General features: G+C 31.0%; 14 protein-coding genes. 6 read left to right on the top strand and 8 right to left on the bottom strand.

Going from position 1 to position 15,834, the window contains the following annotated elements:
• Nucleotides 1-118: 118 nt before the first annotated feature.
• On the top strand, nucleotides 119-673 hold the full coding sequence (locus IM532_RS09965; RefSeq protein WP_194183309.1) for an HdeD family acid-resistance protein: 555 nt from the start codon (nucleotides 119-121) through the stop codon (nucleotides 671-673).
• A gap of 4 nt (nucleotides 674-677) precedes the next feature.
• Here IM532_RS09965 and IM532_RS09960 read toward each other — a convergent pair whose 3' ends face one another.
• The 4 genes from IM532_RS09960 to IM532_RS09945 form a co-directional block, all read right to left on the bottom strand.
• Nucleotides 678-1,589, bottom strand: a complete 912-nt coding sequence (locus IM532_RS09960; protein WP_194183434.1) for an SPFH domain-containing protein — start codon at nucleotides 1,587-1,589, stop codon at nucleotides 678-680.
• 91 nt (nucleotides 1,590-1,680) lie between these two features.
• Nucleotides 1,681-2,007, bottom strand: a complete 327-nt coding sequence (locus tag IM532_RS09955; RefSeq protein ID WP_194183308.1) for an iron-sulfur cluster assembly protein — start codon at nucleotides 2,005-2,007, stop codon at nucleotides 1,681-1,683.
• A gap of 131 nt (nucleotides 2,008-2,138) precedes the next feature.
• Entirely contained in the window at nucleotides 2,139-3,302 is a 1,164-nt protein-coding gene (locus IM532_RS09950; RefSeq protein ID WP_194183307.1) for a hypothetical protein, read from the bottom strand.
• Between the two features lie 25 nt (nucleotides 3,303-3,327).
• Nucleotides 3,328-6,066, bottom strand: coding sequence for a TonB-dependent receptor domain-containing protein (locus IM532_RS09945; RefSeq protein WP_194183306.1), 2,739 nt, complete (start codon nucleotides 6,064-6,066; stop codon nucleotides 3,328-3,330).
• 191 nt (nucleotides 6,067-6,257) lie between these two features.
• Here IM532_RS09945 and IM532_RS09940 point away from each other — a divergent pair, with 191 nt between their 5' ends.
• Both IM532_RS09940 and IM532_RS09935 read left to right on the top strand, forming a co-directional pair.
• Entirely contained in the window at nucleotides 6,258-6,938 is a 681-nt protein-coding gene (locus IM532_RS09940) for a response regulator transcription factor (RefSeq protein ID WP_194183305.1), read from the top strand.
• Between the two features lie 8 nt (nucleotides 6,939-6,946).
• Nucleotides 6,947-7,978 carry a sensor histidine kinase gene (locus tag IM532_RS09935; RefSeq protein ID WP_194183304.1) on the top strand — a complete coding sequence of 344 codons (1,032 nt, stop codon included), beginning with the start codon at nucleotides 6,947-6,949 and terminating at the stop codon, nucleotides 7,976-7,978.
• Here the strand turns inward: IM532_RS09935 and IM532_RS09930 are convergent.
• Complete coding sequence (locus tag IM532_RS09930; RefSeq protein ID WP_194183303.1) at nucleotides 7,975-8,373, bottom strand: hypothetical protein; 399 nt, start codon at nucleotides 8,371-8,373, stop codon at nucleotides 7,975-7,977. The genes IM532_RS09935 and IM532_RS09930 overlap by 4 nt on opposite strands.
• Before the next feature lie 116 nt (nucleotides 8,374-8,489).
• On the opposite strand from IM532_RS09930, the gene leuS reads away from it, so the two are divergent.
• Together leuS and IM532_RS09920 are read left to right on the top strand one after the other, a co-directional pair.
• Nucleotides 8,490-11,345, top strand: coding sequence for a leucine--tRNA ligase (gene leuS / locus IM532_RS09925; protein ID WP_194183302.1), 2,856 nt, complete (start codon nucleotides 8,490-8,492; stop codon nucleotides 11,343-11,345).
• 418 nt (nucleotides 11,346-11,763) lie between these two features.
• Nucleotides 11,764-12,297 carry a GNAT family N-acetyltransferase gene (locus tag IM532_RS09920; protein ID WP_194183301.1) on the top strand — a complete coding sequence of 178 codons (534 nt, stop codon included), beginning with the start codon at nucleotides 11,764-11,766 and terminating at the stop codon, nucleotides 12,295-12,297.
• Nucleotides 12,298-12,367: 70 nt separating this feature from the next.
• Here IM532_RS09920 and IM532_RS09915 read toward each other — a convergent pair whose 3' ends face one another.
• The gene (locus IM532_RS09915; protein ID WP_194183300.1) at nucleotides 12,368-13,444 is read right to left on the bottom strand and encodes a baeRF3 domain-containing protein; all 1,077 of its coding nucleotides are present in this window, start codon (nucleotides 13,442-13,444) and stop codon (nucleotides 12,368-12,370) included.
• A gap of 183 nt (nucleotides 13,445-13,627) precedes the next feature.
• Between IM532_RS09915 and IM532_RS09910 the strand changes: the two genes are divergently transcribed.
• A complete protein-coding gene (locus tag IM532_RS09910; RefSeq protein WP_194183299.1) occupies nucleotides 13,628-14,578 on the top strand; it encodes a hypothetical protein in 951 nt (316 codons plus the stop codon).
• A gap of 29 nt (nucleotides 14,579-14,607) precedes the next feature.
• Here the strand turns inward: IM532_RS09910 and IM532_RS09905 are convergent, their stop codons facing one another.
• Both IM532_RS09905 and IM532_RS09900 read right to left on the bottom strand, forming a co-directional pair.
• Nucleotides 14,608-15,045, bottom strand: coding sequence for a cytochrome c oxidase assembly factor Coa1 family protein (locus tag IM532_RS09905; protein ID WP_194183298.1), 438 nt, complete (start codon nucleotides 15,043-15,045; stop codon nucleotides 14,608-14,610).
• Between the two features lie 15 nt (nucleotides 15,046-15,060).
• On the bottom strand, nucleotides 15,061-15,756 hold the full coding sequence (locus IM532_RS09900) for a hypothetical protein (RefSeq protein ID WP_194183297.1): 696 nt from the start codon (nucleotides 15,754-15,756) through the stop codon (nucleotides 15,061-15,063).
• Nucleotides 15,757-15,834 lie beyond the last annotated feature (78 nt).

Genomic DNA, 15,834 nt, shown 5'->3' with positions numbered 1-15,834 from the left:
ATTTATTTAATCTTAAAAAAATATACTGATAATCTAACTTTAATAAACAATTAATTAAATGTTTGTTAATTAAATATTTTACTGTATCTTAACATAAACCTAATCAATACATAAGCCTATGCAAACTTCTATTTTTGAAAAACAAGAAAAACTAATAAGTTATCGATTTGCACCTTTATTTATTGGGATTACATTAATTTTAAGCGGAATTTTAACTTTAATTAATTTATTTAATTCTATTGAAACATTACTTCTTTTTTATAGTATTTCCTTACTAATTATTGGTGGTTATGAAGCGTATTATACTTATAAAAATAAAAATCTATTTTATAATTGGAATTGGAATATATCTATTGGGATTATAACTTTTTTAATAGGTCTTATCATACTTATTGAACCCTTTCTAGATATTTTCTTCATCACTTTCTATATTTCCTTGTTCTTTATTTTCAGAGCAGTTACGATATTTAGCTTTAGTTTTGAACTTTTTAGCAAATATTCTAAATCTACCTATTTCGTATTTTTAGCAGGAATAATATTATTTGTATTAGGAACGCTTCTTCTGTTAGGATCTCATTCTATTATAAATTATTTTAATCTATTAATAGGTATTTCCTTTCTAATTACTGGCTTATATAATTACTATTATTACACTTCATTGAAAGAGAAATAATTTTTTAATCCTTTTTGTGTTGATTGTTCTCTGCATTCAGTTCATGGGATGCAGTAAATGAAGTAACCATTGTATTTAACATATCTGAAGCTGCTGTTGGAGAGTTAGGTAATAAAACTAATTTACTTCCTGCTTTTTCTCCGATGGCTTGTAAAGTATCATAATGTTGTGTTACAACAATCAATGCTGATGCTTCTTGAGAAGAAATTCCTACACCATTCAAAACATCAACTGATTCTAATAATCCTTTTGCAATTTCACGTCTTTGATCTGCAATTCCCTGACCTTGTAAACGTTTAGATTCAGCTTCTGCACGGGCCTTTTCTACAATAAGAATTCGTTGTGCATCACCTTCATATTGTGCCGCGATCTTTTCACGCTCAGAAGCATTAATTCTATTCATAGCGTGTTTTACTTGCTCATCAGGATCAATATCAGTTACCAAAGTTTTTATAATATCATATCCATAGGTATTCATTGCTTCTTGTAATTCGCTTTTTACAGCTACAGCGATGTCATCTTTCTTTTCAAAAACATCGTCTAAACGTAGTTTAGGCACTTCAGCACGTACAACATCAAAAACATACGAAGTTATCTGAGCATATGGATTATCTAATTTATAGAAAGCATCATAAACCTGATCGTATATTACTTGGTATTGAACAGAAATTTTTAACCTCACAAAAACATCATCTTTTGTCTTAGTTTCTACTATTACATCAAGTTGTTGAATTTTTAAAGATATTTTTCCTGCTATTTTATCTACAATCGGAATTTTAAAATGAAGTCCAGCATTTCTTATGCTATGAAATTTACCAAAACGCTCTAATGCAGCTGCTGTTTGCTGTTTAATGGTAAAGAAACTTAAAAAAATAAGTGTAATTGAAACTAAAATAATGAGATATAAGAAAGTCATATTATTGTGTTTTAAAATTTTCATTAAAATACAATAAATTAAACTAAGTACTTATATAATTGTATATTATAAAAAAAAATAGGAATGTTACTTATAACATTCCTAATTCAAATTTTGCTTCTTCGCTCATCATATCTCTATCCCAAGTTGGTTCAAAAGTAATTTCTACAAAAGCTTTCGTAACGCCTTCAATTTCTTCTACTTTTTGTTCAACTTCTAAAGGTAACGATTCAGCTACCGGACAGTTTGGTGAAGTTAAAGTCATTGTAATTTTCACTTCTCCGTCTATGTTAACTTCCGCGTCGTATATTAATCCTAATTCATAAATATCTACTGGAATTTCAGGGTCGAAAATTGTTTTAAATTTTGCTACCAATTTTTCTCCTATAGATTCGATTTGATCTTCTGTAAGTGCCATTTTGATGAATGAATTTCTATTTGCTATTGCAAATGTACAATTCTTTAGTCAATTTGGACTTTTTCTAAATAGCTTATTTTTAATGATTAAATATATTTAACGATTTATAAACACTCTTTCCACAAATCCATTTATAAATCTATTGTCCAACCTTGAGTCCAAGTTGGTGCATTTACTCCATTTCCTGCACCATTATTTTCTTGTAAAGTAAATGCAGCTGTTACATCTGCAACAGTTCCATCCGATTTTTTTCCCGACGCTGTCGTCGTTACATTGATAAAATGCACATTTTTTACATACAAATCCGAAGGAATTCCAGCTAAAGTCGCATCGTGTTCAATATCGATTCCTTTTGCCCAATTCGCCAATACGACATTTTCTAATTTTCCTTTCGTCCCGACACGTAATTTTAAAGCTTGATTTTCCGCCGCATTATAATCGCCACCTAAACCAATTAAAGTCATATTTTTAATCGTTGGATTTGAAATTGGTCCTAATGAATGGTTATTGGAATTATTATCCGCTTCTATACCTCGGTTTCCTCTACCTAAACCAGCTTTGGCAAACCAAAATTCATTTTGTCCATTCCATCCTTCAGTCCAATCGAATTGATCATCTTCATTTCCTGTCGAAACAATGTATTTTGTGTTAACCGTTCCACCAAAAAATTCAATCCCATCATCTGCACCTTCGTGCAATTGTACATATTCAATCTTTGTTCCTGATCCAACACCAAATAACGACAATCCATTAAATTCTTTTTCAGAATTATAGGCTGCTCCAGCATATTCGATACGTGCATATTGGATCACTCCTGAATTGTCATTTGAAACCGATCCACCATACGTTAATTCAGATACTTCTGCTGATGCAGTTGGAGCTTTATTGATTGGAGCTTTCCCACAAAGTACAACTCCTCCCCAAGCGCCTGGTGTGCGATTTTCTGAAGTAAACACTACGGGATTTGTCGCTGTTCCATTCACAAAGATTTGTCCCCCTTGTGCTACTGCTACAAATGATGATGTTCCACCGTTTGCTACAATTTTAGTACCTGCTGGTATCGTTAATTTGGCTCCATCATTCACTTGTAATTTTCCTGTCAAGTAATATACTTTTGAAGGATCTAAGGTTACCTCATCGCCCGCTTTTAATTCACCTTTAAAATCGGCTGGGTTCGCCACAAATCCCGAAGGATTTGTTCCTCCATCATTAGAATCGTCATCACTAGAACAGCTTATAAAGGTTACGGATGATACGGCTAAAAGTGCTAAAACTTTAAATACTGATTTTTTCATTGTTTTTTATGTTTGTTGTTTGATTTTAAAATTTGTAGTTGATCCCTAAACTGAAGTTCATTCCTCGCTTATAGCTCAAAATATCTACTGCTCCATTCAAGTTTTCTTGAACACGACGGATATCCGGATTCAATAGGTTTTTCGCAGCTAAATTAATTCCGATATTTTCATTAACCGTTGTTCTTAAAATGAAATCTAAAGTTCCAAATCCTTTATCTACTTGATTTCCTCTCGTTTCTGTCCCAAGTGAATACAAACGATCTGAGAAATAGTTGTAGGCTACTGTTGCTAATAAGCTGCTTCCTTTTTCCCATTTCTTTGAATAAGAAACATCTGCATTTAAAACTAAATCAGAAGCACCTGTAAAACTATCTTCGGTAAACGTGAAGTTGGTATTGATTCGACCGCCATTGAAATAGGTTTCTTCGAAGACTTTGTTATCGTTTAATTCTTGTTTAGTGTGCATATAAGCCGCATTCAGCCCAAGCGTTAATTGCTCTGGATGATCTCCTTTATGATCTATAATTGCTTTCCTTGCTTCGACCTCAACTCCGATGGCATATCCCCAATCTCCCGTATTGGCATAGGATTGATCGTTGGCTGATGAAGCAATTGTGACTTTATTGATCGGATCTAAAATATATTTTCCAAAAGCAGCTACCGATAAAATTTCACCTTGCTTGGGAAACCACTCCCATTTTAAATCGGCATTGTAATTCGTCGACGCATATAGCATTGGATTTCCTCGTTCAATTTCTGTTACATCTTCATAAACAAACATGGCACGTTCCTTAAATTGTGGTAATGTATATGTTTTAGATGCAGCAAAACGTAGATTATTTTTTTCGTTCATTTTATAACGTACCGCTAAACTTGGTAAGACTTCAAACTGATCGAATTCGTTTTTACCTTCCGATAAAGCCGTTCGCCAATCCACCAATTGATTGATGTACTCTCCTCGTAAACCACCAATTGCCATTAATCGATCTGAAAAATGATATTCGAATTCAGCGAATCCTGCCTGAATAGTTTGTTCTCCTGTATATTCTTGTGGACGATAGGTTCCATTGTAACTGTCGAAAGTAGAAATCAAGAAATAAGAACCATAATTATTTTGATTAAAGAAATCATCCAATTGATTTGGATTTACAGCGACATCTCCTCGATTAATTTTTAAATTGAATTGATTCGCTTCTAATTCGCGTTGTTTTAATCTTCCTTGATAACCAACCGATAATTTCGCTTTGTAATCTGATCCATCTACGCCAAATTTTAAGCTGTACGCCAAATTTGCTGCCCATTCATTTTCCGTTAATTCTTGGAAATAACGATGACTCAACGAAGCATCCTGACTTGCTAAGAAATATTTCCCCTTGGTAAATCGCATCGTATTTTGAATACGATCGGGCATTTCACTTTTTATCGTATTAAATGAGATTCCCCAATTGAAATCCGATCGTTCACTGATTTTATGATCTCCTAATAATTGATTGATGAATAAAGTATTTCGTTCAAACGTAGCACGACGAACCAGACCATTTTCATTCTCATTGATATCACGCACATTACCGCGGTATTCATTGAACGATTGAGAAGAATTATTGATGAAAATGCTGTTTGCTCGAAGTTGATGATGCGGATTAATATCGTAGAAAAGATTAACTAATCCAGTAGTATTGGTATTGAATTGATTGCTTGTGAATTGATGAAAATCTTTAATTCCATTTCCGTGTGCATCCACTGTTCGTGCTACGCCTTGGTCCAAACGTTCACCCTTACTATCGAATGAAGCCGAAGCAAAAAATCCGAATTTTGAGCCATTATTTAAACGATAACTTTTACCTCCTTTTACATTCATCGATCCTCCAAGAGAAGGTCTTGAAACGGGATTCAAACTATTTTGGAAATGATATCCTCCTAAAACATTTGTTGGAATAGATGTTGTTTTAAATCCCCAATAATTTGGACCGTTTTGTAATTGATAAGCTGCATTATCAATGGCATTTGAATTTACAGATGTTCCTAAACCAATTTGAAAAAAACCTTTACCATCGTATTTCTTTGAAGTAATATCTACATTTGCTCCCCCAAAATCAGCATTGATTGTACTATTGTAGGTTTTGTACATCGAGATATATTCGATGATATCTGTTGAAAATAGATCCAACTTGATATTTTTATTTCCTGGATTTTCTGAAGGGATCGGTAAACCGTTTAACGATGTTGAATTATAACGATCCCCTAACCCTCTTACAAAAACATTTCCTGTTCCCTCTTGTTTTGTTACACCAGACATTTTTGCCACTGCACCTGCGGCATCACTAATTCCTTTGCGGTTCATCTCCACTTCTCCAATATTTTCCATTATTTGAGTGGATTTTTTTTGCAAATTCAATAGATTCGCTTCGGCCGCTTTATTTCGCTGAACGGTAATCACCGCTGTTGAAAGATCTACACCTTCAATCTTTATATCTTGTGGTTGTAAGAATAAATTAATTGTATTTTCTTCGTCTAAAGTTTTCCTGATTTTTTGATACCCATCAACTGAAATTTCTAATTCATATGCATCTTCCGGTAGTGCAATTTTAAAATTTCCATTGTGATCTGTAGTCGCTTCTAATTCTATATCATTAACTGAAAATTTAGTATCACATAATTTCTCTTTTGTTTGTTCATTGTAAAGAACTCCTTTAACCTCAATATGGTTTTGGGCAAAAACTCCTGCACTAACAAGTGCAAAAAGTAAAGTAAAATTCTTTTTCATTCTATGTTTGTTTCGAGCAAATTTCTTCACTATCAACCACAAACAGTTTTTTAAAATGTAAAGATTTTGTTACGTATATGTTATCAAAATTGGCTAACTTTAAATCAATGTTAAGAAGTTAGTGACGCGTTTTTATTCCCGAATATTATCTTAATTTTACTTGAACATTAATTCAATGTTAATCCCAATTTATGAAGAACATCAAAATACTTTTAGTAGACGACGAACCAGATATCTTAGAATTTATTGGATATAATTTAAAGAAAGAAGGTTTTGAAGTTGACACCGCTTCCAATGGATTAGATGGTTTAAAAAAAGCCAAAATTTTTAAACCTGATTTAATTCTACTAGATGTTATGATGCCACAAATGGATGGAATGGAAATGTGTGCAGAATTACGAAAACTAGATTCTTTCAAAGACACTCTTATCGTTTTTCTTTCTGCGCGTGCAGAAGATTTTTCGCAATTAGCAGGATATGATGCAGGAGCAAATGATTATATCTTAAAACCCATTAAACCTAAAGTTCTCATTAGTAAACTAAATGCTTTATTAAAACTTAGAAATACGAACGAAGTCCAACCAGATGAATTTATTAAACTTAAGGAATTCGAAATTAATCGTGAAACGTATAAAGTGACTTTTAAAGATGAAATATTTTTGTTGCCACGTAAAGAGTTTGAACTGATTGCCTTATTAGCCTCAAATCCAGAACGTGTATTTAAAAGAGAAGAAATTTTAGAAAAAGTATGGGGAAATGAAGTGATTGTAGGAGGGCGAACTATTGATGTACATATGCGAAAACTAAGAGAAAAATTTGGGAATGACCGTTTTACGACTATAAAAGGGATTGGTTATAAAATCAATGATTAAAACGTGTAATGGCTTCAAATTTTAAATTCTATAATCTGTTTATATATGCGTTAATAACTACTTCCATTATTACAGGTGGTATAATTATTCTTACCTATTTATGGTTTGGAAACATTGATTTCGTTAGCGATAATATCTATTATTTTACTTCGCTAATTGTTTTAATTTTAACAGGTTTAAATATTTTTATTTTTTTAGTTGTAAAAAATCAGCGCCGAAAAGATTTTTCAGAAGTTTCTAAAAACATACCTCTTTATTCTTCTGAAACTGTTGATTTTGAGGAATTATCTCAACAGATTTCTAACATTACAGAAGTTCAGTCTAAGGAGATTGATTTTTTGAATGAACGCGAGAATTATCGCCGAGAATTTTTAGGAAATATCTCTCATGAATTAAAAACACCTTTATTTTCTGTACAAGGCTATTTATTAACCTTAATAGAGGGAGGAATAGATGATGAAAATATACGTGATAAATACTTAAATCGAATTAATAAATCTGTAGATCGATTAATCTATTTAGTCAAAGATTTAGACATGATTTCTGAGTTAGAAAAGGGAAGAATAAATATTCAAAAAAACACCTTTAATCTGGTTGCATTAACCCAAGATGTAATTGATTTATTGGAAATTAAAGCTGAAAAGAACAATATTAAAATTAATCTTAATCATCCTCAAAATTTCCCTTTAAAAGTAATTGGAGATATAGAAAAAATACAGCAAGTATTGATAAACCTTATCGTTAACTCAATCAATTATTCGGATGAAGGAAAGGAAATTAATATTGATTTTCAGGTTATGGAAGAGCGTATTAAATTTTCTATAAAAGATCAAGGGATAGGAATAAAACCAGAAGATATAGAGCGCATTTTTGAACGATTCTATCGCATAGATAAATCCCGAAATAGAAATCAAGGAGGCTCTGGTCTAGGTTTAGCGATTGTAAAGCATATTCTTGAGGCACATCAACAAAAAATTTATGTACAAAGTAAATTTGGTAAAGGTTCTACTTTCTATTTCTATCTTAGAAAAGCTAATTAATATGCTTTGATAAATTTTAATGTTTTCAAATTTTTAAAAACCCTTATCGTATCATTTTTATTATTCTTCCATAATATAAAAGGCGGTTTCAGATTAAGAATCGAACCTTTATTAGGAACTGAATCATGATACAGTTCTTGATAAATTTCATTATTATCTTTAAATGCTTCTCTTTGTAGTTCAGACAAATAATAAGATTTAGTTAAATAAACTGGTTCTTTAATCCTTAAAGTAGAATCACTTTTGTTTATTTCCCAAAATATTTCTGTTGGAGTAATTTGTTGTTCATAATCCACTAATATGCGGGTAGTATTTACAATATATCTAACAGAGAAGAGTATAACTAAAAAGAAAATAGCTACAATACTATAATATGCAACACGTTCATTTTTCATAAGGTAGGTTTAAAAGAATTAGGTTTTCTTCTAACTACAAATATCAGCAATCTTCCTTAAATGATAAGTAAAAAATGTAAATTTGCAGTAATTTAATTTTAATATACGTATCAATAATGCAATATAGCCCACAAGATATCGAATCAAAATGGCAAAAGTTTTGGCTTGATAATAAAACGTTTAAAGCTGAAAACAAATCAGATAAACCTAAATTCTTTGTTTTAGATATGTTTCCTTATCCATCTGGAGCAGGATTACACGTAGGTCATCCACTTGGATACATCGCCTCAGACATTTATTCTCGTTTCAAAAGATTAAAAGGTTTCAACGTTTTACATCCTATGGGTTATGATTCTTTTGGATTACCAGCAGAACAATATGCTATACAAACTGGTCAACACCCTTCTGTTACGACAAAAGTAAATATCGAAGGTGGAATTGATAAGCAAGGGAATGTTATTGCAGGATATGAAAATCAATTAAAGAAAATTGGTTTAGGATACGATTGGGATCGTGAAATCCGTACATCAAATCCGGAATATTACAAATGGACACAATGGATTTTCAATCAATTATTTGATTCTTATTATAATGTTGATACAGATAAAGCAGAATCTATTTCAAGTTTAGTAGAGAAATTCTCTTCCGAAGGAAATGCAAATATAAATGCTGTTGCGGACGAAGATATTGAGATCTTTACGGCTGAAGAATGGAATGCTTATTCTGAGAAAGAGCAACAAACAATTCTATTAAAATATCGTCTAACATTCCTTGCTGAAGCAGAAGTAAATTGGTGTGCAGATTTAGGAACTGTATTAGCAAATGACGAAGTTATCAACGGTTTATCTGAACGTGGTGGATTCCCTGTTGTTCGTAAAAAAATGACACAATGGATGATGCGTATCACTGCGTATGCTGATCGTTTATTAACGGGTTTAGATGGATTAGATTGGTCAGATGCAATTAAAGAAGCACAACGTAACTGGATTGGAAAATCTAAAGGAGCGTCTATTTTCTTTGATGTTGTTGGAAACGATCAAAAAATTGAAGTTTTCACTACTCGCCCTGATACTGTTTTCGGTGTTTCTTATGTGACATTAGCACCAGAGCACCCATTAGTTGCTGAAATTACAACAGAAGAATACAAAGCTAAAGTTGATGCTTACGTAGACTATACTTCTAAACGTTCGGAGCGAGATCGTTTAGCCGATGCTAAAAATATTACAGGAGAGTTCACAGGTGCTTATGCAATTCACCCATTCACAGGAAAACAAGTTCCTATTTGGATTGGGGATTATGTATTAGCTTCTTACGGAACAGGAGCTGTGATGGCTGTTCCTGCTGGTGATGAGCGTGATTTTGCATTTGCAAACCACTTTAATTTACCAATTATCAACATCTTCAAAGGACAAGATATTTCGGAAGCTGCTTTTACTGAAAAAGGTGGATTTGAATTACAAGATTCTGATTTCTTAAATGGATTAGTTTACAAAGAAGCAGTAGAAAAAATTATTGCTGCTTTAGAAGAAAAAGGTTTTGGAAAAGGAAAAACAAACTTCCGTTTACGCGAAGCTGTTTTCTCACGTCAACGTTACTGGGGAGAGCCAGTTCCGGTTTATTTCAAAGACGGAATGCCTTACACAATTCCTACAAAAGCATTACCAATTATCTTACCGGAAGTAGACGAATATTTACCAACTGCTGAAGGTGAGCCTCCATTAGGACGCGCGACACATTGGGCATTTGATACAACGACGAATAAAGTTGTAGAGAATACTTTAATCAATAATGAAACTATTTTCCCGATTGAGTTGAATACGATGCCTGGTTGGGCAGGATCTTCTTGGTATTGGTTAAGATATATGGATGCGAATAATAGTGAAGAATTTGTATCTCAAGATGCCGTAAATTATTGGCAAAATGTTGATTTATATATGGGTGGGTCTGAGCATGCAACAGGTCATTTATTATATTCTCGTTTCTGGCAAAAATTCTTATTCGATAAAGGCTTAGTTCCAACAGACGAATATGCTAAGAAATTAATCAACCAAGGTATGATTTTAGGAATGAGTGCATTTGCTTACCGCATCATCGGAAGAAATACATTTGTATCTAAGGGATTAAAAGATCAATACGAAACAACACCTATCCATGTTGACGTGAATATGTTAAAAGATGGAGGTGATGAATTAGATACAGATCAATTCAAAGCATGGCGTGAAGATTATGCTAATGCTGAATTCATTTTAGAAGACGGTAAACTTATCACAGGTCGCGAGGTTGAAAAGATGTCAAAATCTAAATATAATGTCTTAAGTCCAGATGATATTTGTAATCAATATGGTGCAGATACATTGCGATTATACGAAATGTTTTTAGGACCTGTGGAGCAATCTAAACCATGGAATACACAAGGTTTATCAGGAGTTTATTCATTTTTAAAGAAATTTTGGCGTTTATATCATTCGGGAGCTGAAGAAACTTTCTTTGTAACCGATGAAGAAGCAACAAAAGAAGAAATGAAAGTATTACATCAAACAATCAAAAAAGTTGATGAAGATGTTAACAATTTCTCATTCAATACTTCAGTATCTACTTTCATGATTGCTGCTAACGAATTAGGTAAATTAAAAACAACTAAACGTGCTATTTTAGAGCCTTTAGCAATTATCATTTCTCCATATGCTCCTCATATCGCAGAAGAATTATGGTCAAAATTAGGTTACGAAACATCTATTGCTACTGCTGAATTCCCTACTTTCGAAGAAAAATGGTTACTAGCAGATGCAAAGGAATATCCTGTTTCTTTTAACGGTAAAATGAAATTCTTATTAGAGTTACCATTATCTTTATCTAAAGATGAAATTCAGGAAATAGTTATGAAAGATGAGCGTACAATCAAACAATTAGGCGATCGTACACCAAAAAATATAATTATTGTTCCTGGAAAAATTATTAATATCGTAGGATAAAAAAATAATACATTTATTACACTGTATACTATAAAAAAAGCCTCGCGATTGCGAGGCTTTTTTTAATGAAAATTCTCCTTTTTCGTGGTGAAAAGCAGCATTATTAATATTCCGAATCATACACATGCAATTTAACCCAGATTATATTTTTCCCATGAAACTGTACTGTTTTTAAGCAAATCTTTCGCATCTTATCCATTCAATTCTACTCATTTTTGGATATATAATTCCTGAATTTATACTCATTAGAAATGGTTTACATCTTAAGCAATATTAGGTTACTTTTAATAATACTTACAAAGGTTTTTAACAAATCATAAAGTTCTAACTATTTTTACATCAACAAATTATTACTTATTTAACTTTTTTTGAACAAATGTAAAAAGCATTTTATTCTATCTTTATAAAAAGCAAATAGATGAAACACTTACCTTTTCTAGAAACCGAGAGGTTAATTCTTAGACCAATAACTTTAGAAGATGCTGCAGAGTATTATGAAATGGATTCGCAACCAGAAGTACATACATTTCTACGCGATAAACCTTTAGAATCTTTGGATGATGCTATTAACTTAATCAACTCTTTACATGTACAATATAATAAATTTGGTATAGGACGTATTGCAGTAATTGATAAAGAAACATATGAATTTATTGGTTGGACAGGATTTAAATATATTCCTGAAGAAGATGCTATAAATAATCAATATGATTATTTGGATTTTGGCTATCGATTAAGAAAAGAATCTTGGGGAAAAGGCTATGCTACAGAAGCGGCAGAAGCATGCTTAGAATTCTTTAAAGAGAAACTAAACGATTTTAAAATTAATGCCATTACACATGTTGATAACCAAGTTTCTAAACATATATTAGAAAAAGTAGGATTTACTATTACTGATACTTTTCATTTAGACTATGCTAATATTGATTGCTATTGGTATGAACTAAAATAACAATATATAAAAGCGATAATTGATTTTCAATTATCGCTTTTACTATTTTATAGTTTTATTAATCATTTAGTTAATAACGCGTTTTTAACACAATATTTCCTAAATCTTTAATTTCTTCTTGATTTGTAAAGATAGCTCTACCTTTTTTAGATAACACTTCCCATGCTATATTGCTGGTAATATCATCTACTACACCTTGCTCTGTGGCATCACTTACCAATTCAAACGTACGATCATCAACCATACGAACTGGTTGCTGAAAATCTTGATGAACAATAAGCAGTTCTCCACGTCCATCTATGGCAGCTTGGTAAATTTCTTGTATATCGGTTAAAACCTGACCTTTACCTACCGCTTCTTGCATTTCTTCTATTGCTTTGGCCCTATCTTCATGCTGAGAATTTTTCATAAATTCCCATGCTGATTTCATAAACTCATTCTTCTGAGTGGGAGAATTAAAATCAGTAGAAATACTTCCTACATACATTGATGGAATATCAGCTACTTGTTGTAATAAACTATAATTTTCTTCTGTAGCAACAACTAGACAAGGAAGAGTATTTTCTGGGTTTGCACGTTGTATAGCCTTATCTACTTGATTATAAAATTCCTTAAGTTTATTAGACTGATTATCTGTATCAGTAAATAAATGAGTTAAGTTATAAGCTGACTCTGTATAAGGGAAATCTTCATTTTCAATTTCTCTAACAATCGAATCATTTAAAGCTTGATATAAATGAACACCTTTTTGCGTAAGATAAAGAACAAAATATTCTTTATTTCTATTCATTGCCTTGATTAATGGACGAATAGCAAATGTATCATCAATCCACACTCCTTCATTGCTTACAGGCCAAGTTGTACGTATAAATTCAAAAGTATCTTTGGACAAATAAATATGTATACTTTCAAGGTTTTTATTAATTTCTAATTCATCTGGTAGTTGATTTAGTTTCTCTAATATTTCAGCAATTTCTCTTTTATCATATTCGCTCAATAAACGTTCTTCCGCTTGCTTTACTAAGTTTTTTAATTGTATAGCATCCTGCTGATTATTTGGTGAAGTACGATGCGTGTTAAAAGCTATTGTAATTGAAGGATTATTTTTCTCGTTCGCTAATTTTGTTAACTGATCTTTAATACTCATAAAAAAATAGAATTTTAGGTTGTTTAAATTTTATTTAAGATATGAATTAAAAAACATAACTAATTACAAATCAAATAAATTAACTTTTTGTAAACAAATTTTATAATAGATTTTTAATTTTATATTTCAGTTGTTATAACTTTGAGAACTTATATTATTTCATATATATAATCTTTTCCCGTTATGAAAATATTCCTCTCAATTTCATTATATATTTTTGCAGTACAAATTTGTATTGCCCAAGAATTATCTCCAAATGAGTATGAAATAAAAACTAATTTAAAAGACTTTAGTTTGAATGGGAAAATACAAAAATTAGTATCTACTGCCAAAGATGCAAATGGACACTTTACTACTTTACCTTTTTTAGAAAATGAATATTATAACCAATTTCAGTTAGAATTTAATCAAAGAGGGCAACTTACAAAAAGAACTAATTATTTAGATTATAATGGAAAAATAGGAACTTATAGCTTTGTAGATTATACCTATAATACTTCTTACCTTCTTACTACACATAAGACAACTATAGTAAATAATGGCGAGGATCCACTACGCGTATCTTCCTTAAAAGAATACGGATATAATAATAAAGGGAATATAAGTGTATTAAAAGAAATTGTAAAAGGTAAATCGTCGGCATCTTCTTATCAAACTGATTTTATCTACTCACATCGTTTAGAAAATATTACCACCAAAGTAGATGGAACTATATTTAGTAAAAATCAGTTTTGTTATAATAAAAAAGGGCAAATAATTAAAATTGAAAATATTTCTTTTGATGGAAAAAAAGGTTTGACCAAATATTATATTTATGATGATAAAACACCAATATATACAGAAGAAAATATAAATAATCGTAGAAATATTACATTTATAAATATTGATACAGGAACAACAAAGTTTCAACAATTTGATCAAAATCAGAACTTAAAACTTGAGTTAGTTTATAATAATCAAAAAAATGTTATTGAAGCTAAGGCACAATCTTTTATAGGTGGAAAATCTATATTAAAAACATATACTTTTAGCTATGAGTTTGATAATTATAAAAATTGGACAACTTGTAAAGTAGTAGAAAATGAAAAGCCAGTTTATATAATCACAAGAAATATTACTTATTATAACAACTAAATTTTGAGTTATATTTCAAAATTTAGTTGCTAATATTTTTTTCGTATTTCTATAATTTCATTTGTTTTATCAATCTGAACAGCAATTCTTTCATAATTCCATTCATCATTTACTTTTACAGCTTTTATAAACGTAGTACCTGTTCCATTAGGTCCTTTTAAAGGTACAGAAATATCAGCATTTCCTCCATCATTCGTAGTGGAAATAGCACCTTGCATCATTCCATTAGAATCTATAGGAGACCCCAATTGTTGTACAATAACTTGTTCATTATTGATAAGATCAATTGCTTTACTTTTAACATCATTATTCCCATTAAAAATTTTAGAAAATCCTATTATTCCGAAAAGTATAATTCCTACTACAAATAATCCAATTGTTGATAAACAACCTAGTGGCAAAGCCCACTTCCAATTTCTTGTAAACCAACTCTCTGGTTTTACTAATTGGTTATCAAAATTATTCATACATATAATATATGGTTAATTATTTTCTTGTGATAATCTTGCCATAGCTTTTTCATGTGCATTTTGCACGTCCGCTTTAATCTTTTTGTCTTGGGTAGATTTTCTTATTTTTTCTGCATGATAAGCTAAATCTTCTAGGGACATTTTATAACTAATATAAAAACCTCTATTATAACGAGAATAGGAAGCCAATCCCCAATTAGCGATAAGATTGTTTTTGATTTTTTTGGTCTGATATTCATTATAATATCGTTTCACTTTCTCATCAAGCAAATCTTTATCTATTGATTTTACATTTCCATCAATTCTGCTAAACCAATATTTATTATCTAATTTAATATAAGATTTAGAACCTAAGATACTTTTAAAAGCTAAATCTCCTAATAAACAAATTTTTTCAAATTCAGATTTTTCATTTGTAAAGTAATCCCAATACATTGCTGACGTCATACCGACCATTGGACTCTTTTCTATAGTAGCCTCATATAAATTTTTACCGTTCTGGTAAGCCATAGCTACATTTTTAAACTCTACTCCAAAATCATTACATGCTTGTTGATATCCAGAGAAAGAACCAGAGTATTTTTCAAAGTTATCAAAGAAAATTCGGTAGATACAGTAATGAGAAATATCAATCAATACTTTTTTATGATCATGTAAAAATCCTTTAATTAATTGAATCGGAAAGTTATAATATTCGTACGAGCTCATTATTATTTGCTATTATCCATTTTAGGAAATGTTAATTCATCGACTAAGATAAGGTACTTTTAAAAATCATAAAATGAT

Origin of the sequence: Faecalibacter rhinopitheci (genome assembly GCF_015234135.1) — a bacterium.
Classification (GTDB): domain Bacteria; phylum Bacteroidota; class Bacteroidia; order Flavobacteriales; family Weeksellaceae; genus Empedobacter; species Empedobacter rhinopitheci.
Note: the sequence above shows the minus strand (reverse complement) of the source record. Positions and strands in the feature narration are given on the sequence as shown.